The following is a 17,645-nucleotide window of genomic DNA, read 5'->3' on the forward strand; positions in this document are numbered from 1 at the left end:
TTGAGGAAGTGGTCTTGACAGGGGGACCATTATATCCCGAATTATTATTGCACCATAAAATAAATAAGTCCATTATAATCCCTCCACGCTCTCAACGTCAATCTCCCCACTCATCAGCCGTGGCAGAAGGGTGTCACGGAGTTGGGCGAGATGTTGGTTTTCAACGGCATTCCTTTTCAATATACGATAAATCGGTGAGGCTATCGTCTCAAATTCATCAAGTTTTTCTTGAGCAGGAATATATAACTGGATACCGTTTAGTATCTCAGTTGTCATGCTAGGAACAGCGGTTCCTGCATTCATAGATGACAAATCTTTTCCTTTTAAAAAATGATACACAAATTTGGCTGAATTTGGCTGTTTCATTTCCGTATAAAACATAGTGTCTACTGACCAAAATGGCTCATTTAAGTATATTACATTATTAAGCGTACCCTTTCTCGGTACTAGAACTGTTTCACCATCATATAAAAAGCGCTCTGCATAACGCATGATACCACCAGAACCATACACAGGAAATATACCATCATCCAGTTTCTTGTGGTCTTTGCCGTATTTAATAGAAATCAATTGTGATAATATCCCAATATCCTCGCAGCAACCTTCAGAACAAAACATTTCACGATATATCGCCTGCGCCTGTGCTTCCAAATTGGCATTCATCCGATTGTTTAGCTCGATTTTATCATCCAGCGAAGAAAGAATTTTTGCAATTTTTTGTTGAGTGGGGAGGGGTGGAACAGCAACGGGCAACTCTCTTAATGCACCTAAAGGAACATATCCCTGTGTTGACCCTCTCTTTCTGCTTTCAATATACGCTCGTGTAGCAGGACTTTTCAGCCAATAATATAACCAGAGGCTCTTTTGCATATCGCTTCCTAGCTTGAATAGCCCTACATTTTTTATTGCATAATCTGGAGCACCACGTTCAAGGTAAATTCGTCCAATGGTTCCTATCATACTAAATAATATATCACCGTATTCTACACCACTACGAACGATAATTTGTTTATAATCTGATTCGCTAATTTTGTAAGCATCCTTGAAATTCAAGGAAAACTCATTCAAATGCTTTGATGTAATAAGATAATAGCCATCTTCAACTTGTTTAGGAGAATCATGTGTCCCATCTGTAACTACAGTGCAAAATTCACTGGCAGGCACTGTTTTCCACTGTTCATACCCCATACCCAATGGCCTCCAAATTCTTGCGAATCTCTTGCTCCAACCCATGACTCTGCTCAAACAATTCCCCCAGCTCCCCCGTCAGCCGTTTCATTTTCTCGTCAAAGGGTTCGCCGTCGTCGGCTTGTTCTTCGATGCCCACATAGCGACCGGGGGTGAGAATATAATCCTGCTTGGCGATGTCTGCCGTGTCCACCACGGCGCAATAGCCCTTTACATCTTCCAAGACTCCTTGCTCAAACTGGCTCACAGTTTGGGCGATTTTTTCAATGTCTGCCTCTGTCAGCTCACGGTTGCGACGGTCAATCATAGCGCCCATGTTCCGTGCGTCGATGAACAAACTTTTCCCTGCCTGCTTCTTCCCCTTGGTGATGAACCACAGGGACACGGGAATCTGGGTAGAGTAGAACAGTTGGGTGGGCATGGCGATGATGCAGTCAATCAAATCTGCATTGACTAGATTTTTGCGAATCTCACCTTCACCGCCAGTTTGGGAGGACAACGACCCGTTGGCCAGCACCATGCCCATTTTACCATGGGGTGCCAAATGGTGAATCATGTGCTGGATCCAAGCGTAGTTGGCGTTGCCTTCTGGGGGCAAACCATACTGGAACCGCACGTCATCCATCAGCTTGCCAGCGCCCCAGTTGGACAGGTTAAAGGGTGGGTTGGCCATGATATAGCCAGCTTTGAGTTGGGGGTGTTGGTCATCAAAAAAGGTGTCGGCAGCGTACTTACCCAAGTTGGCTTCAATGCCACGGATGGCAAGGTTCATCCGAGCCAGTTTTCGTGTGGTAGGGTTGGCATCTTGCCCATAAATGGACACTTGGTTGATGTTGCCGCTATGTTGACGGATGAAATCAAAGGACTGGACAAACATACCGCCAGACCCACAGCAAGGGTCATACACAATGCCATCAAAGGGCTGGAGCACCTCCACAATGGTGCGCACCACGCAAGAGGGGGTGTAAAATTCCCCAGCGTTCTTGCCTTCTTGGGCGGCAAATTGGGACAGGCAATATTCATAGGTGCGCCCCAGCACGTCTTTTTCGTCGTGGTGGTCAATCATTTTAATATTGGTGAAGATGTCCACAATGTCACCCAGTCTCCGCTTGTCTAGCTCAGGGCGAGCGAAGTTTTTGGGTAGCACATCTTTGAGCTGTTTTGGGTTGGTTTTTTCGATTTCCCCCATGGCATTGTCAATGACCATGCCGATTTCTGGGGTATGGGCCGCCTGAGAAATCACGTCCCAGCGTGCAGACGCTGGCACAAAGAAAATGTTCTCCGCCGTGTACTCGTCCATGTCATCTTCGAAGCCTTCGCCTTCGTCCACCAGAGCGTTGTATTTTTCCTCGAATTTGTCCGAAATATATTTTAGGAAGATGAGCCCCAAAATGATATGTTTATACTCGCCAGCGTCCATATTGCCCCGCAAAATGCAGGCAGTATCCCAGATTTGCTTTTCAAATCCAATATTGGCGGTGGTTTTTTCCTTAGCCATGGTTGCAATCCTCCGTTTTGGTTGGTTTGGGTAAAAGTCTATATTTTTCCAATTATAGAATATCACAAACACCTATTTTCTACAAGGTTTTTTGTTTGTGAGGCTTGGTAAAAGGGGTGTGGGGGCTACTATCTATTGAAACAAGGCGGCCGCTTGCTCAGCGGCCGCCTTGTTGGTGTGTGGGGTGTTATTTGATGATTGAGAGAAGCTTTATGAATTTTTGCAATTGTGCAATGTTTTCATCGACGTTTAATTCTGTGCCGCTCTCGCTTGTAATCGGATGATTTATTTTGAATTTGCTGAAATTAGTGACTATTCCAGAGTAATAAGATACTATAAGTTCTGGTATTTCATTACCTTCTATAGGATCTGGAATCAAATATCCTTGGATTTCTTTCAATTTCACATAAGCAGATATATGTTTTGTTAGTTTGTCAGAAACTTGTTTCTTCGGATGGGAAAGAATGCCCATCCGAAATGTTCGGCCTATGTGGAAAGGAGGATTATTCGTATACCCATGCACTTCAGATAACACAATCCATAAAACTTCAAAGCACATAAATGAATAGTCTTTCTTTTCCTCGGGGAATAGCATAGTGTGGACGAGTTGAAGGCGTTCTATGATGCGTTCTTGGGTGCGAATGTCAATTCCACTAAATACACAGTTGAAAAATTCCTCAATGGAAAACTTGGATTCTGGAATCAACGAAGCATCGAACAAATCCAAATAGGTGCTATATTTTTCGAGTGCGCTTTGATTTACAGCACCCTTATTCAACATGATTTCAAAATTGACAAACTTTTTCAAATATGCCTCTGTATCTACATCTTCACCGAAAATCTGTGCAACGGTATGATTTAGTTGCTTTTGATCTACCGCCAGTATCACAATACAATTTTCCAAACCGAAAAACAGATGATGCAGTCGCTCTAACACTTGGATGGCATAGTTAGGCAGGCAACGGTCTAGTTCGTCCACAACGATTACCAAGGTTTGCTGTTTAGATAAGGCTTCTAGCTTGGCACGGGTTTCTTGAATCGCTTTTTTAAAATCAAGGTGTACGTCAAAATTGGATTGAGCTTCCGTTTCAGTTAAGTAGTCTTCAAGATTAAACCCAGTTTTATTTTTAAAGACATCAAGCGCCACTGTTTTCGCCACATGCTTCAGTTGCGCCAAAACCGCTTTCATGGCTTTTTGTACCTCGGGGGATAATAATTCTGTTTGAGCATTGATGTCGTCCATAATGGCCGCAACGATAGCAACCAAAGGTTCTTCGTAATAATCATACTGCCAGCAGTTATAGTGGCATACCAAATATTGTTTGCCGGCTTGGTAGTTTCGCAGGTCAGTTTCTAACATATCTAAGAAAAAAGATTTCCCAGCACCCCATTCACCATTGAGGGAAAAGGTGTAGGAGCCGTTATTTTGGGAAATGAGGTGCATTAAATCCATGACTTGCTTTAATAATCTCTGCCGATCAAGAACATCCAGTGGCGGTTTGTTTGTAGTAGACTCCATGATATATCCCCTTTACTCGAAATTTTATATTCCTAATTATACCATAATTCGACTGGGAGGCACAATGCAAAAAAGAAACCATATTTCCAAATTGTTAGAATCTGGAAATATGGTTTCTTGAGTTACCCCCTCACCCTTCGATAAAACGTACTGCTACTCATATCCAGCCGCTTCATCGCCTCCGCCGCCGTGATGTCGCCAGATCGCCACTTGGTTACCACACGGTCAAAATCTGGGTGCTGGATGGGTTTTCTGCCTTTGTACTTTCCTTGTGTTTTGGCGATGTCGATGCCTTCTTGTTGACGTTGGAGGATATAGGCACGCTCTAGTTCTGCTACGGCACCGAAGATGGTGAGCATGAATTTCCCTGTTGGTGTGGCGGTGTCGATGGCTTCTTTTTGGGAGATGAACTCTACGTTTTTAGACGATAGCTGTTCCACCAAGTCCAGTAGGTCACGGGTGTTGCGGGCAAAACGGCTGATGGATTCCACGATGACCGTGTCTCCTTGGCGGACGTAGTCCATCATCTTTCGTAGCTCTGGGCGATTGGTGTTTTTACCGCTGATGCGGTCGATGTAGACTTCATCCACGCCAAGGGCTTCCATGAGGGCTTCCTGCCGGATGGTATTTTGCTCCTGGGTAGACACACGGATGTAGCCGATTTTCATAAGATTTTCCTTTCTGTCCCACTAGGGTTCCTGTTGCTGATGGCATATGCCAAAAGGCGGAAACGAACCCTAGTGGGACGGTTTTTTGCTGTGTCATTAGGGTGTAGTCTATTGGGTCATAATTCTGCGCCGCAGTAGAAATAGTCCTCGATTTCTTCGGGGCTAATGCCACTTTTTGCCAGGTCATCAATATCCTCTGGGGTGTAGCCAAATGCGGTGGCGATGTTTTTTAGCTCTTGCAGATAGCTGGTGTCCTTTGCGCTGTATGTCATAGGAAAACAACCGTAATAGCGAGGGTAAAACTGGTAGAGGTGCCCACAGTCGAAGGTGGTCATGGAGAGATGGCCGTGGCGGTCAATTTCCAGAATATCACCGCAATCTGTGTCGATGGTCACAGGCTTTGGCAAACGGAATTTCAGCCGTGACAGCGCTGTCTGCAAAATGCCTTCTGTGGACGCATAGATGTACAGTCCCAAAGATGGATAGTGGTAAATGCACAAGGGGTTATCCCCACGGACGAAGTACAATGAATCCTGAGCATCCAGTGCCGTAAATACAAAAGAACCCTCCACTTGCTCTGCCATGGTGCGCAGACTTTGCAAGTGGAGGGATTTTTCTTTTTCGATCAGCTGGACGGCGATATAGCTGTCTGTTTCGATGGGGGTATCTGGTAAATCAAGGGTTTGTCGCAGGAAGTGATCGTTGTGGAGCACACCGTTGTGAGCCAAAGCAAAGCATTGGTCTGGGAGCGTGCCACGGAAGGGATGGTTGTTATGGTTTTTCTTTTCGCTGCCTTGGGTAGTGAAGCGAGTGTGCCCCATGACCACCTGCACATCGTGGGGCAACCGCATCCGCAGTTTGTGGGCTGGGACGGCTTTCTTGTAAATCCGCAACTGTCCTTCTGTGTTGTAGGCGATGCCGGTGGCATCGGTGCCTCGTGCTTCACAGGCGGTGCCCAAAACTTTCAAAAGATGGTGCTTCTGCCCTGATGACAGGCAGTTTTTATAGTCTACAAATCCGAATAAACAGCACATTATGTTTCGTCCTCCACTTCCACAGGCTCACTGACATACAGCCGCCGTTCCTTCAAATATTGAATCAATTCCTCGTATTTCTCTCCATCTAAATCACGGACGAAAGCCGTCCAAGTCAGCTCTTGCATCTGGGTGTCAGAGTAAGACAAAGCCACGCTACAGAGCTGGTCAACAAGCTCAAGCGTGGCGAGGATGGTATTGGGTTTCAGCGTCCCACGGAAGATGCGGAACTCGATGGTGTCGGCGTTGGTGAGATTGACGCAGGTATAGCGACTGCCACCGCTGTGCTTGGCGATGTCTAGCACTTCTTTAGGGCTGTCCTTGCGTCCATAGCGAGCCGCCCACTTGTTCAGTTGCCGCTGGGTTCGACGGCTGAAGCACAACAGCTCATTCCAGTGGGCTTCCACAAAGTACAAAATCCGTGCAATCACATCCTCTTGGATGGCGCAAGTGTCACCCAAACTGTTGCGGTTCACATGAACGTGCAGTCCACAGGTCTGGGCACGGTGAGAGTAGTAGCCTTGGCGCAGAGCAGTGTGGGTCAGTTCCTCCCAAGGCATGATGTCACGGTGGAACTCCAGCGTCATGGGATGGGTGACGATCTCCATGCCATCATCCAAAGAACCATCGTGCTTGATGTAGATGTAATCATCTTCACGGTTGCCGATGCCCAGGAGCAAGTCGGCTACAGAGTCAGACTCGCCACCATTGTCAATCTCCAACTCCACGCCGAAATAGCGATTGCCATCTCCGTGGAAGATGGGCTCTGGGCGGTAGTAATAGCTTTGAATACCGCAGTCGGTGCGGTGGTTTTCGATGCAACGGTGGCAGTAAGGATTGTCGTCCTCGTCGCTAACGTAACAGCAACTGTCGTTGTGGACAAGTGCACCGCAGTCCTCGCAGACGCTGTAGTGGGACTCGCAACAGGTCTGGCAGATGGGAGTGTATTCGGTGGCAGCGTTGTCACGGTTCCAAATGCGTTCTCCGCAATGGGCACAAATGGTGGTTTCGGACATGAAACAATCGTGGCAAATGGCGGTTTCGTCGAAGATTTCTAGGGCAGATTGGGGACGGGTGCCTCCGCAGTGGGCGCAGATAAAAGTTTCGGTCATGGGTCGGGTTCCTCCTTCAAAATTGTGTCAATCGCCACACAAAGTATGGCGGCGGTAGCGGTGAGCAAGATACCAATCAAGTCGCTGGTATCAAAGGTTAATTTATCATTGGGACTTACCTCCTTTGGAAAATTTGGCGTTTACGAAAACACCATGTTGGAAACCATGCGTGAAATAAATTGGGCGAGAATGGTGCGGATGAGGGATAAAATTGAGCGTAGCATAGAGTGAAATCCTTTCTGTATAAATACGTGAAACGTCACACATCCTCTTTCGATGATGTGTGACGTTCCTCATTCAAATGATATATGGGCAAGGGATGGGCAAATGCGTTTGGACATAACAAAAGCCCCTTGTTCTGCGTAGTGCAGGAACAGGGGCGATCAAATGCAAATGACAGCGGTTTTATCAACCCATTTTTTGCCGAAGAATTTCATGCCGATGGTTTTACAATAAGCGGCGGCATCCTCTTTGGTGATAACAAGGGTTTCAATAGGCTGTGGTTTGTTTTCAGGGGTGATGGGGTTGGCTTTTTGGGTCAAATTCATCGTCCAGTGATAGGTGTTGTCATCCACCGCAAGCACTTGTAATACAAATTGGTCAATGACAGCATCAGGAATCACCGTGGCGGACAAGTCTACCCATTGGTCTAAGGTTTTCCGAATGGCGGTCAGGTCAAAGGCTGGGGATATAGGCTGATTGGCCTGCTGGGCTATCTCGTCGAGTTGCAGTTGTAGGGCGACCAAATCATCGTTAATCGCCTGATTATCTTCACGGAATTCTTCTCGTGTAATATCCCCGTCGGAACACATTTTACGCAACCCTTTTTGTGATTTTTTCAACTGCTCCATTTTTTGTTTCAACTCATCTTGGTAGGTCTTGGATTTTTCCTCATCTTGAACGGCACAAGTTTCAATCATTTGACAGGCCAATAGCACCGAATCCTTCCGTTCTTTCCAAACGGATAAGAACACCATGCGTGCCATTAAATCAATATGCCAGTAGGGAATGCTTTTGCGTTTGCAGGCGGCGGTGGTATCTAGGCCATGAGCCTCTAAATATTGCGCACTGACTTCACGCTTTTTACGATAGCATTCATAGCCATATGTTTTGATTCCATCAGCATTTTTGTGCCAAAGGAATTTGCGGAAAGCTGAACCGCATTGGCAGCGCAGTTTGGTACTCCATACTGATAGAGGCTCTTTTCTGCCAAATTTTCGCCCTTCTCCGTTTTCGTCACAGTGGGCGACACTTCTTTTCTTGCGAATACGTTCGCATTGGTGCCACAGTTCCTCACTGACAATGGGTGGGAATTCTCCTTTGATATACACAAACTCTTTTTCACGATGGGTTACACGTTTTTGTGTCAGAAATCCATTACTGTGGGATTTGTTGTAGACAATATAGCCCATATAGGTGGCGTTGCGAAGAATGCGACCGATGCGTTCCACCTTCCAATTCACCTCATCGTGGGCATTTTTACACCCCAACCGTGTCAGCTCTGAGCAAATGCCTTTATATCCAATCCCAGAAGCATAGAGGGTAAATACTTTTTCTACAATGTAAGCTTGCTGTGGGTTGATGGCATAGGATTTGCCTTGGCGGTCATATCCGAGTATATTGCCATTTCCATATAGAACCTTATTTTTTCGGCTCATTTCTTGGCCAGCACGTACACGTTGCGAGATTTTCCGACTCTCATCTTGGGCGAGAGTTGCCATTAGAGAAAGTCGTAATTCACCATCGCTACTTTCAGGAGATATGCCATCGCTGGTCCAAATATTATCTTGAACGAAGAATACAGCCACCCCCAAGGCCGTCAACTCCCGTGTTGCAGAGAGGGCATCTATCGTATTTCGTGCAAATCGGCACACCTCCCGTGTCACCACAAGGGTAAACAATCCCTTTTTGGCATCTTCCATCATGCGTGTGAATGCAGGTCGCTTTTTGGTGGCGGTGCCAGTGATGCCTTCATCATAATATCGATCAACCACCAGCCAATCTGGGTGTTGCTCCACCAACTGTTCATACCATTGTTGCTGATTCTCAAAGGCCGAGAGCTGGGCTTCGTGTTGGGTGGAAACCCGTCCGTAGATAGCCACACGACGTAGTTGTGTTGTTGAGTATGCCCCGTTTGGCACGAAATCACCTCCTTTCTAACTTGGTTTTTAGAGTGCGCCGTATTTTTGCAGGATGCCAGCGTATGTAGCATTGTTGATGAGCCCTTGTTCATACAGGGCGTTGATGAGTTTTAGCGCGACTTCTTGAGTCTTCATTGTATCTAGCATAGATAATACCTTCTTTCTATTATTAAGTTTCGTCGTCTTCATCATAGAAATGATATATTGTGTCAGTATCTTGGGATTCGGTATGGTTGTTGGTATTAGCATCGTCATTAGATTTGCGTAAACGAACGCAAATTTTATAGGGCTTTAAAACAGCATTGATATGATTGAAGAAATCATAATAATCTTTTCGTGTGCCACGGTATTTATGCCCGTCTGTGTAGGCAGTGGTATTCATAGCGAAATGGATGTGCAGGTGGTCGGTATCTTGGTGGACGCCTGCAACGATTTGGTATTGCGAGCTATAATATGAGATTAATTCTGGTGCGATGGCTTTTGCTATAGAGCAGGTAGCGGATTCGTTGTCATCAAATGAAAGCACGGAGTGTCGCATCCGTAGTCCATCATGTTGTTCATAAGAATCTATTACACAATTCATGGCTTCTGCGGCAAATGTTGGATCTACCGCACCACCGAAAACACCATCTGGCTGGGTTTTTAGTGGGTTAATTACATACCCAATGAGGGCAGTCACATCTTCTGGTGAACGATAATATTCTGCGTTGTTGACGATTTTATAATTTTCCATATTTCTTCCTCCTTTTTTACCAATCCATGTCGAATTACAGGATCTTGTATATGTTGAATGATTTCTGCCATTTGAGATAAAGGGGCGAAGATTTTTCGTGCTACCGCTCGTTTAGCGGCACTTGCATCTTGCAAGGCTTGTCCACGAATATATCGAGAAATCGTTTGGTTATTTTCTTGCGCCAATTGATTAATATAATCGTATTCTCCTTGACTTACACGGATAGATATAGTTGCAGATTTTGATTTAGCGGGATTATGAGTCATATAATTCACTCCTTGTCTATACTAATTTTGATTCTGATAAATGAATCATTATATCTATATTCATATAGTATTAAAAAACTATAGTATCTTATATTTTAATGGTTATATATATGGTATACTATTAACGTAATATCAGCAGAATGACATATTCCCCATAGACAACGTAGCAGGGGGGAATACGTTGTCATACAATCTTTACTATAACTGTATAATTTCGCATTCTCGGGGGTCCCATTACACATAGTGTTGTGTTAAAATAATTATTTATAAACCCCAAGAGGATAGGGGGAGAAAGGATGGGATACCATGGCTCAAAATAAAGAATGGACGTACCGTGGACAGAATCGGGCTGACATTCGCTCTATGTGTCTAGAGATAGAGCGCTCTGGTTTTTATAGAATGTTAATGAACCGTTTAGCCAATGCTCCTATCGCAATAGATTATCAACCTACAGGGCCCCTTAATTTCTCTCACTGGTTTTATACGGTTGCAATAGAGAAAAACTCAAACTTGCAGATAGGAACAAGAGATATTCTTAACCGAGACCTATCAGTCTTTCAACGACGTTTTATCGAAAAGACATCTGTATTCACAAATATAGTGCCATTTGCCATCACGTCCCTTTCAGACGATATTTGCAAGAAGGATTTGCGGATTTCTTTTTATGTTGAACTGCAGTCCACTCCATACGATAGAATGTTAGACCGCAGTTGGGTCATAGAAACAGATACTAGCGGGCGTATTAAACAGCATCTATGTGCCCACCGAGCACACCGCAGGCCTTCTTTCCCATTTGAGTCAATGCCTTTTTACACTCCGACAGCTATGCCGCCTGATAAGCAATTACGTTTACCTATCGCATTTCGCCCCTACCTCCGCTATATGGCCACTATTTTAAATGACGACTTATTTGTCGACGGTTGGAAAGGTGGCAACACACCACAATGGTATCATAACAAAGGCGGAAGCTCTTATTATATGGGGTTACTTGATGCAAATACTGTTCCAGCGCAGCTTTCGACCCAAACGCTTGGTACCATTGATCAGCTACTTCATTCAGAGGCAAAAGATGCAGCCTATATTTTGTTGGCCTATAGTGCACTTGCTGTTGTGCGTCCCCTTTTAAGTGACTACAAACCATTTTCCCATCAATCTGGAATCTCCAACTCTATCAAAGCGCTAGAAAAGCAGATTGTGCTATCTTTAATCCCACAAGAAGGCAACGAATCACATCAATCGTCCTTGCAAGCATTGGCCGCACTATGCTGTGGTGTGACGAAGGATGCCCCTGTGTCCCCCCTCGGTATTTATGCTCCTGATTTAGCAAAAGATACATGCGTACCAAAGGTATCGCAACAGCAATATGAAAAAGCCGTCCTAAGTGGCAACAATGTGTTGTGGGTGCGTAGTACCCCCCTGGCAAAGCAGGTGATTTCTTTCGATATTTTACCAATACGCCTTGAAGCTACCTTGGATTTTTCCTCAATGGAGCCTATTTTCCAACCACTATTTGTTGGGTTTTCGAAGCAAGTTGAATTATATATTGCCAAAAAATCACATCCCAACTTACAATCACAAACAATAAAAGCAACCGAAATTGTCACTGACCTATTTCATACGCTTTTCCCTAAATGTAACCCTGGTTTAACCGCCGAAGATGATTCCAAACTCAGGCAGAATGGATACCTAGTCTTAAGTGAGGCAAAACTTTATGTAGAACACCTTTGGGTTTACTCCAAAAGATTCCTCACTGCGCAAGATAAAATGTATGCGCAAGATCGGCGCGAAGGTCGCTACCAACCCAAAAGTATCGCATATTACATGCGATATGCTGATTCGATAGAACAAGAGCAACGTGCACACGAGAGAGATCTCCGTATATGGAAGAACGTGAAAGATAAATGCAATAAAGCAAAACAGGAACTCTGCGAATTAGAATTTCAAAGCGATGCATTTGACAAACAGTTCAAAAAACACTATAAAGCCGCAGAAGAGCACTTTTGCAAAAACTTGCCTCCATCACTCAGGCCAAAAGCCGCCATCCTACTTGCCGCATTTGCAAGTATGGTGCAATTGTGCGGTTTACCTCCAGAGTATATTCCTGCACTATATGAAGCAATGGCACGGCAATGGATACCCGCGTGCCAATCGCCATTGCAGCGGGTAGAATCGTATTTATCTGCGTGTATCTCCCAGGAGAGATACGCACGCATACGTGGTATACACTGCGATGATGCGCATATTAAAATTTGGTATCATCCTGAGAAAAAGCAATTCTATGTGCCAGCCGATCAATACATAGCTGCGTTCTTCCCTGACATGAAGCCTTTTCCAAGTCGCAAAGATGCGACGCAAACATTGGGCGATCTATTGGTAAAGTGCAATCGTGCTCGTTACACACAAGAGATTCGGCTAAGAACCGATGGGAAGAAAACATCTATCGTAATTGTTGATGGGAATAAATTGTCCGATACCTTTATGAAATCCCCAGTTGTAGCGCAGGCTATTGCTATGATGGAGGCTGATAAGAGTCCATATCGAACGCCATCTAATACTATGTAATACCGCTATTAAAATTTTAAATCACGCCTTACGAGGGCAACAATATCAATGGATATTGTTGCCCTCGTAATTATTTTTTATTAGGATAAATCTTGATTTTCAAATGTTAATTTACTAGTGTATTTTGCTTAATATAAATTATTGATTTTTTACTGTCGATTTAGCGATTTAATAATTTTGATTTTGCAGCACATATTTCTCCAATTCTTCACCTGAAATACGCCAGCTTCTTCCAATCCGAAAGCCTGTGAGGGCTCCAGAATTGAGCAATTCATAGACGGCATTTTTGCCGATGTTCAGCGTAGCCATCACGTCCGCTGGGGTTAAAACCACACAGCCCTCCATAACAGCCTGCTTTCGTTCTTCCATAATTTCGTGTTTATAGTAATCCATAACGTCAATTCTCCTTCCAAAGTCTTATTCCCTTGTTGCACCTTTGGAGGTTATGTGGTAACGCAAAAAAAGGCACCTGATTTTCATCAGGTGCCTTTTGTCAATTTTTCATCAAAAACAGTTTCAGCACATCCTCGGCCAGTTTTAGCTCCCTTGGTGTGCAATCCTTCAACAGTTCCAAAACAGGCGAGGCATCGCCTGTTTTTTTATCTTCTCCAAAAATGATATACTCCATGGATAAGTGCATGGAGTTCGATAATTTAATCAGCGTGTCGATAGACATTTGAGATGTGCCTACCTCTAGTTGTCCATAATAGCCGCTGCCGATGTCAGCCAGCTCTGACATTTTATCACGGGTCAAGCCCAATTCTGTCCGCCGTTGTCGCAGGCGATGCCCAATTTCAGTTAATTGCGTTTTCTCCATTATCTTGTACCACCTCTTTTTTACTATTGTAAACAGAAAGTAGATATGTTAAAATATGACATAGGATATTATAAATAGATACTCTATAGCAATCAAATTTCATCAAAAAGATTCAAACAAGGACAGTTGATGTCCATCTAGAATGCTATACTGAAAATACAAACAGGAAAGGATGCTGTGATATGGAGAAAAATCTTGCCTTCGCTGGCGCTGTGGAGGTTCATGCCCAGCCAGAGGATAATTTATTTCAGGTGATGATTTCTGAATATGAACGTGTGTTGGTCAGTAGTCTCATCACCACCTTTGGTCTTGATTTCATTATCAAAGACCAACATGGCGGCGATGTGGACACCGTCCACAACGTGCGGCAAATAGATAAAGATCCCCTGATGACTTACAAAAACGCCCAAAACCAAGCAGCCTATGACAATCGTGGAGAATATGATTCTGCTGCTTATCATGGTGCCCAAGGATACAAAGATAAGAATGCTCAAGTCTCTGCCGCCAAAAAAGATGGCACATTGCAAGACGTTTACTCAGGCAAAACGCTTTCGCCAAATGAGAAAGTAGACCTTGACCACACCGTGTCTGCCAAAGAAATCCACGATGACCGAGGGCGTGTTTTGGCTGGGGTAAACGGTCCAGCTTTGGCAAATTCCCCCGAAAATCTCAATGCAACCCATATGAGTATCAATCGTTCAAAAAAACAGTTATCTGCTGATGAATTTATCGCCAAATTAAAAGCAACACAGGCAGATAGACAAGCTAAAATCGACAAGTTACAAGCGATGGATACCCTGAACGATGCCCAACGCAAAGAACTAAACAAACTGCAAAGCTTGCAAAAAACCGATACACAGCGGCTGAAAGAAGCGGACGAAAAAGCACGCAAGGAACTTGACCGCAAGGTCAACACCGCCTACTACACTAGCGCCAAATTTGCCAAAGATTTAGGCACTGCCGCCGCCAAAACAGGTGGCAAAATGGCAGTGCGCCAAGCATTGGGTTTTGTGTTTACCGAAATTTGGTTTGCTGTGAAAGATGAACTGGATTTAATCGACGACTCTTTCAATTTATCCGCCACATTTGAAGCCATCGGACGGGGTATTCACCGTGGGTTTGAGCAGTCGAAAGTCAAGTATAAAGAACTGTTCGACACCACTCTCTCTGGCGGCATTGCAGGGGCCTTGGCCAGCGTTACCACCACTCTGTGCAACATCTTTTTCACCACCGCCAAAAACACCGTCCGTCTCATCCGTCAGTCTTGGGTCTATCTAGTAGATGCTACCAAGGTGCTGTTTCTTAACCCAGATGATTACCTATTTGGTGAACGGATTCAAGCGGCAGCAAAAATTGTGGCAGTGGGATCTAGTATCGTGGCAGGGGTATTGCTCCAAGAAGCATTGGAGAAGACAGGTCTAGGTGCCATCCCCATTGTGGGTGAATTGGTACCCACCTTTTGTAGTGTCTTGGTGTCTGGCCTGCTGAGCTGTACCTTTTTAATCTACTTAGACCGTAGCAAAGAAATCAAAGCCTTGGTTGCCACGTTGAACCATGTGCCCACCATCTCCACCGTCACCCATTATTACCGTCAAGAAGCCCAAAAATTCATGGCCTATGCGGCGCAAATGCAGGAGATGGACATAGATGCCTTCACCGCAGAAGTGGCGCTTTATGAAACCGCTGTCAAAGCCATTAGCACCGATACCTCCTCGACTGAGTTGAATGCAATTTTGCACAATCTTATGGAAACCCTCAATATCAAAACCCCATGGGTGGGCGACTTTAATTCATTTATGGGCGATGGAAGCAATCGCCTAGTGTTTGAATAAATATACTATAATAAAGAAAAAGGAGCGAATATTATGGCATTACCACTGTTATTAGTCCCCGTTATCTTGAAAGGTGCCGCCATTGCGGCAGGTGCTGTGGGCGTGGGCGCAGGCGCTGTAGGCGCCAAGAAATCCTATGATGCCACCAAAGACATCAAGGCTATCAACGCCATGCACCAGAAGAATCTGGACCGTTTTGACCGTGACAGCGCACAAACCCAAACCACCATGGATCAATTGGGCAAATTGGAATTGGAAGTCATCCAAAGCTTCGAGACGTTTTCCAATTTGATGGAGCAAATCCAAAATGCCCCTGAATTTGCTGCTTATAACAAGCACGACATTGACCTGCCAGCTTATAATCCCGAAGAATTGAAAAAAGTGTATGCCATGGCTGGCACATTGCTCAGTGGCTTGGGTGGTGCAGCACTTGGTACAGCCGGTGGCTTTGCCGCAGCTGGTGCTACCACGGCCATTGTCACCGCCATCGGCACCGCCTCTACTGGCACTGCCATTAGCACCTTGAGCGGCGTGGCCTTGACCAATGCAACTCTGGCATTTTTAGGCGGTGGCGCTTTGGCCGCTGGCGGCGGTGGTATGGTGGCTGGTGCGGCTGCGTTGAGTGCCGCTACTCTGGGCGCTGGTGTTCTGGTAGGTGGCGTGGTGTTTGCCTTTGCCAGCAAAAGCTTGTCCAACAAAGCAGAAGAAGCCTCTCAGCAAATGCAAGCTGCCCAAAAAGAAATCGATGATATTTGCGTGTATTTCAACCGCCTTGACATTGCTGCCGCTTCTTATAAAGCTGTGATGGAACGGGTACAAGCCATGTACCAAAAGCATTTGACTACATTAGAATATCAAGTGAACAGCGCCAAGCGCATGGATTGGAACGAGTTCACCGACGCAGAAAAAATGCTGTTGGAAAACACCGTTTTGTTGGTGTCCTTGCTGTACAAAATGTGCCAAATTCCCGTATTGTTGGCACCTGAAAAAGAAGGCTCTCCAGCCATCATCAATAGCGTCGACCTGAACACAAGCGAAGAAAATGCCAGAGTGCTGTTGCGCTCCATTGAAAATAGCTAACTTACATTTATACCAACACAAGCAAAGAGGTGGGCAGTATCCGTCCACCTCTTTTGCTATACTAATCCTATAAACTTACAGAATCAGCAAAACCAGCAAAACTTCCTTTTCAATTTCTGTATATCGCGGTGAAATAACAATAGGCGGTGGATGAATATGGACTTAAACTACAAAGAAAACAAGGGCTTTCGCTTGCTTGAGATGTCAGAGCGACTGAACAAGGGAGACTATTTACACAAAGGCCAGTTGGCGGTGGTATACGGCGTCAGTGAGAAAACCATCCAGCGTGACATCGATGATCTGCGTGCTTATATGGCAGAAACCCACCTCTTTGAGCGTGACACCACCATCGCCTATGACAAGCGACAAAACGCCTATCACTTGGTGCGTATGGCGCGGGAATGGCTATCCGATGAGGAAGTGTTGGCGCTATCGAAAGTGCTATTGGAAAGCCGTGCCTTTTGCAAGGACGAGTTGGAGCAAATTCTCTCCAAGCTGCTGATGCAGGTGGCGCCAGATAGCCAAAAAGAAGTGGCATCCATCCTGCAAAGCGAACGGTTCCACTATGTGCCACTCCACCATGGGAAGGCGCTGATTACCCCAGTGGCACAACTGTCCCAATACATCGCCAAGCAGGAAATTGTGGAGCTGGCCTATACCCGCAAAGACGGCGTCAACCGCACTCATCAGGTGAAGCCTGTGGCGGTACTGTTTTCAGAATATTATTTCTACTTAATCTGCTACATGGCAGACGACAGCAAGGACTACCCTACTGTGTTCCGCATCGACCGCATTGCAAGCTTCCACGGCACAGGACAACATTTCTCCGTGCCCTACCGAGAACGGTTCAGCGACGGCGACTTCCGCAAGCGAGTACAATTTATGTTCTCAGGCCCTCTACACACAGTCCAGTTCACCTACACAGGCCCCTCCATCGAAGCCGTCCTAGATAGACTCCCCACCGCAGAAGTGGTGTCACAGAGCGATGGCAGCTATGTGGTACGGGCTGAAGTGTACGGCGATGGGATTGATATGTGGCTGAGAAGCCAGGGGGATTGGGTGCATATTATCTCTACAATATAGAGGCTGTATATAAAAACTCAGATAGATGCTGATTTAAAAGTAGAATTAGATAGAATCGACCAACTCTACGACTCCATCTAACAGTTTTCAATTCAACAAAAAAGTCCCTAGA

15 protein-coding genes are annotated in these 17,645 nt (G+C 45.3%); 4 read left to right on the forward strand and 11 right to left on the reverse strand.

The window, feature by feature from the left end:
- Window positions 1-72: 72 nt before the first annotated feature.
- From RFF05_RS11250 to RFF05_RS11290, 9 genes are all read right to left on the reverse strand, one after another.
- Window positions 73-1,188, reverse strand: coding sequence for a restriction endonuclease subunit S (locus RFF05_RS11250; RefSeq protein WP_409967185.1), 1,116 nt, complete (start codon window positions 1,186-1,188; stop codon window positions 73-75).
- A complete protein-coding gene (locus tag RFF05_RS11255) occupies window positions 1,178-2,686 on the reverse strand; it encodes an N-6 DNA methylase (RefSeq protein ID WP_409967186.1) in 1,509 nt (502 codons plus the stop codon). Before RFF05_RS11255 ends, RFF05_RS11250 begins: the two co-directional genes overlap by 11 nt.
- A 187-nt stretch (window positions 2,687-2,873) precedes the next feature.
- Window positions 2,874-4,205, reverse strand: a complete 1,332-nt coding sequence (locus RFF05_RS11260) for a P-loop NTPase fold protein (RefSeq protein WP_409967187.1) — start codon at window positions 4,203-4,205, stop codon at window positions 2,874-2,876.
- Window positions 4,206-4,327: 122 nt separating this feature from the next.
- Window positions 4,328-4,873, reverse strand: coding sequence for a recombinase family protein (locus RFF05_RS11265; RefSeq protein WP_409967188.1), 546 nt, complete (start codon window positions 4,871-4,873; stop codon window positions 4,328-4,330).
- 116 nt (window positions 4,874-4,989) lie between these two features.
- Window positions 4,990-5,907, reverse strand: coding sequence for a class II glutamine amidotransferase (locus tag RFF05_RS11270; protein ID WP_409967189.1), 918 nt, complete (start codon window positions 5,905-5,907; stop codon window positions 4,990-4,992).
- Entirely contained in the window at window positions 5,907-7,019 is a 1,113-nt protein-coding gene (locus RFF05_RS11275; RefSeq protein WP_409967190.1) for an amidoligase family protein, read from the reverse strand. Before RFF05_RS11275 ends, RFF05_RS11270 begins: the two co-directional genes overlap by 1 nt.
- A 383-nt stretch (window positions 7,020-7,402) precedes the next feature.
- Window positions 7,403-9,160, reverse strand: coding sequence for a recombinase family protein (locus tag RFF05_RS11280; protein ID WP_409967191.1), 1,758 nt, complete (start codon window positions 9,158-9,160; stop codon window positions 7,403-7,405).
- A gap of 169 nt (window positions 9,161-9,329) precedes the next feature.
- The gene (locus tag RFF05_RS11285) at window positions 9,330-9,893 is read right to left on the reverse strand and encodes a relaxase/mobilization nuclease domain-containing protein (protein ID WP_409967192.1); all 564 of its coding nucleotides are present in this window, start codon (window positions 9,891-9,893) and stop codon (window positions 9,330-9,332) included.
- Window positions 9,836-10,159: a plasmid mobilization protein gene (locus RFF05_RS11290; RefSeq protein WP_409967193.1), complete on the reverse strand. Its 324-nt coding sequence runs from the start codon at window positions 10,157-10,159 to the stop codon at window positions 9,836-9,838. Before RFF05_RS11290 ends, RFF05_RS11285 begins: the two co-directional genes overlap by 58 nt.
- Before the next feature lie 306 nt (window positions 10,160-10,465).
- On the opposite strand from RFF05_RS11290, the gene RFF05_RS11295 reads away from it, so the two are divergent.
- A complete protein-coding gene (locus RFF05_RS11295) occupies window positions 10,466-12,721 on the forward strand; it encodes a hypothetical protein (RefSeq protein WP_409967194.1) in 2,256 nt (751 codons plus the stop codon).
- A 168-nt stretch (window positions 12,722-12,889) separates the two neighbouring features.
- Here RFF05_RS11295 and RFF05_RS11300 read toward each other — a convergent pair whose 3' ends face one another.
- Both RFF05_RS11300 and RFF05_RS11305 read right to left on the reverse strand, forming a co-directional pair.
- Complete coding sequence (locus RFF05_RS11300; protein ID WP_409967195.1) at window positions 12,890-13,114, reverse strand: helix-turn-helix domain-containing protein; 225 nt, start codon at window positions 13,112-13,114, stop codon at window positions 12,890-12,892.
- Between the two features lie 100 nt (window positions 13,115-13,214).
- Window positions 13,215-13,538, reverse strand: a complete 324-nt coding sequence (locus tag RFF05_RS11305; protein WP_409967196.1) for a helix-turn-helix domain-containing protein — start codon at window positions 13,536-13,538, stop codon at window positions 13,215-13,217.
- Window positions 13,539-13,720: 182 nt separating this feature from the next.
- Here RFF05_RS11305 and RFF05_RS11310 point away from each other — a divergent pair, with 182 nt between their 5' ends.
- The 3 genes from RFF05_RS11310 to RFF05_RS11320 all read left to right on the forward strand — a co-directional run bounded on the left by RFF05_RS11310 (window position 13,721) and on the right by RFF05_RS11320 (window position 17,533).
- Window positions 13,721-15,370: a hypothetical protein gene (locus RFF05_RS11310; RefSeq protein WP_409967197.1), complete on the forward strand. Its 1,650-nt coding sequence runs from the start codon at window positions 13,721-13,723 to the stop codon at window positions 15,368-15,370.
- A 33-nt stretch (window positions 15,371-15,403) separates the two neighbouring features.
- Complete coding sequence (locus RFF05_RS11315; RefSeq protein WP_409967198.1) at window positions 15,404-16,450, forward strand: hypothetical protein; 1,047 nt, start codon at window positions 15,404-15,406, stop codon at window positions 16,448-16,450.
- Window positions 16,451-16,606: 156 nt separating this feature from the next.
- Window positions 16,607-17,533 (forward strand): helix-turn-helix transcriptional regulator, encoded by a 927-nt coding sequence (locus RFF05_RS11320; protein ID WP_409967199.1) that lies wholly within the window; start codon window positions 16,607-16,609, stop codon window positions 17,531-17,533.
- Window positions 17,534-17,645 lie beyond the last annotated feature (112 nt).

It is taken from the genome of Bengtsoniella intestinalis (assembly GCF_039719005.1).
Classification (GTDB): Bacteria; Bacillota; Clostridia; order Oscillospirales; family Oscillospiraceae; genus Oscillibacter; species Oscillibacter intestinalis.

Coding starts and splice junctions, on each gene's coding strand:
- RFF05_RS11250 (WP_409967185.1), bottom strand. CDS start 1,188: ATGGGGTATGAACAGTGGAAAACAGTGCCTGCCAGTGAATTTTGCACT.
- RFF05_RS11255 (WP_409967186.1), bottom strand. CDS start 2,686: ATGGCTAAGGAAAAAACCACCGCCAATATTGGATTTGAAAAGCAAATC.
- RFF05_RS11260 (WP_409967187.1), bottom strand. CDS start 4,205: ATGGAGTCTACTACAAACAAACCGCCACTGGATGTTCTTGATCGGCAG.
- RFF05_RS11265 (WP_409967188.1), bottom strand. CDS start 4,873: ATGAAAATCGGCTACATCCGTGTGTCTACCCAGGAGCAAAATACCATC.
- RFF05_RS11270 (WP_409967189.1), bottom strand. CDS start 5,907: ATGTGCTGTTTATTCGGATTTGTAGACTATAAAAACTGCCTGTCATCA.
- RFF05_RS11275 (WP_409967190.1), bottom strand. CDS start 7,019: ATGACCGAAACTTTTATCTGCGCCCACTGCGGAGGCACCCGTCCCCAA.
- RFF05_RS11285 (WP_409967192.1), bottom strand. CDS start 9,893: ATGGAAAATTATAAAATCGTCAACAACGCAGAATATTATCGTTCACCA.
- RFF05_RS11290 (WP_409967193.1), bottom strand. CDS start 10,159: ATGACTCATAATCCCGCTAAATCAAAATCTGCAACTATATCTATCCGT.
- RFF05_RS11295 (WP_409967194.1), top strand. CDS start 10,466: ATGGCTCAAAATAAAGAATGGACGTACCGTGGACAGAATCGGGCTGAC.
- RFF05_RS11300 (WP_409967195.1), bottom strand. CDS start 13,114: ATGGATTACTATAAACACGAAATTATGGAAGAACGAAAGCAGGCTGTT.
- RFF05_RS11305 (WP_409967196.1), bottom strand. CDS start 13,538: ATGGAGAAAACGCAATTAACTGAAATTGGGCATCGCCTGCGACAACGG.
- RFF05_RS11310 (WP_409967197.1), top strand. CDS start 13,721: ATGGAGAAAAATCTTGCCTTCGCTGGCGCTGTGGAGGTTCATGCCCAG.
- RFF05_RS11315 (WP_409967198.1), top strand. CDS start 15,404: ATGGCATTACCACTGTTATTAGTCCCCGTTATCTTGAAAGGTGCCGCC.
- RFF05_RS11320 (WP_409967199.1), top strand. CDS start 16,607: ATGGACTTAAACTACAAAGAAAACAAGGGCTTTCGCTTGCTTGAGATG.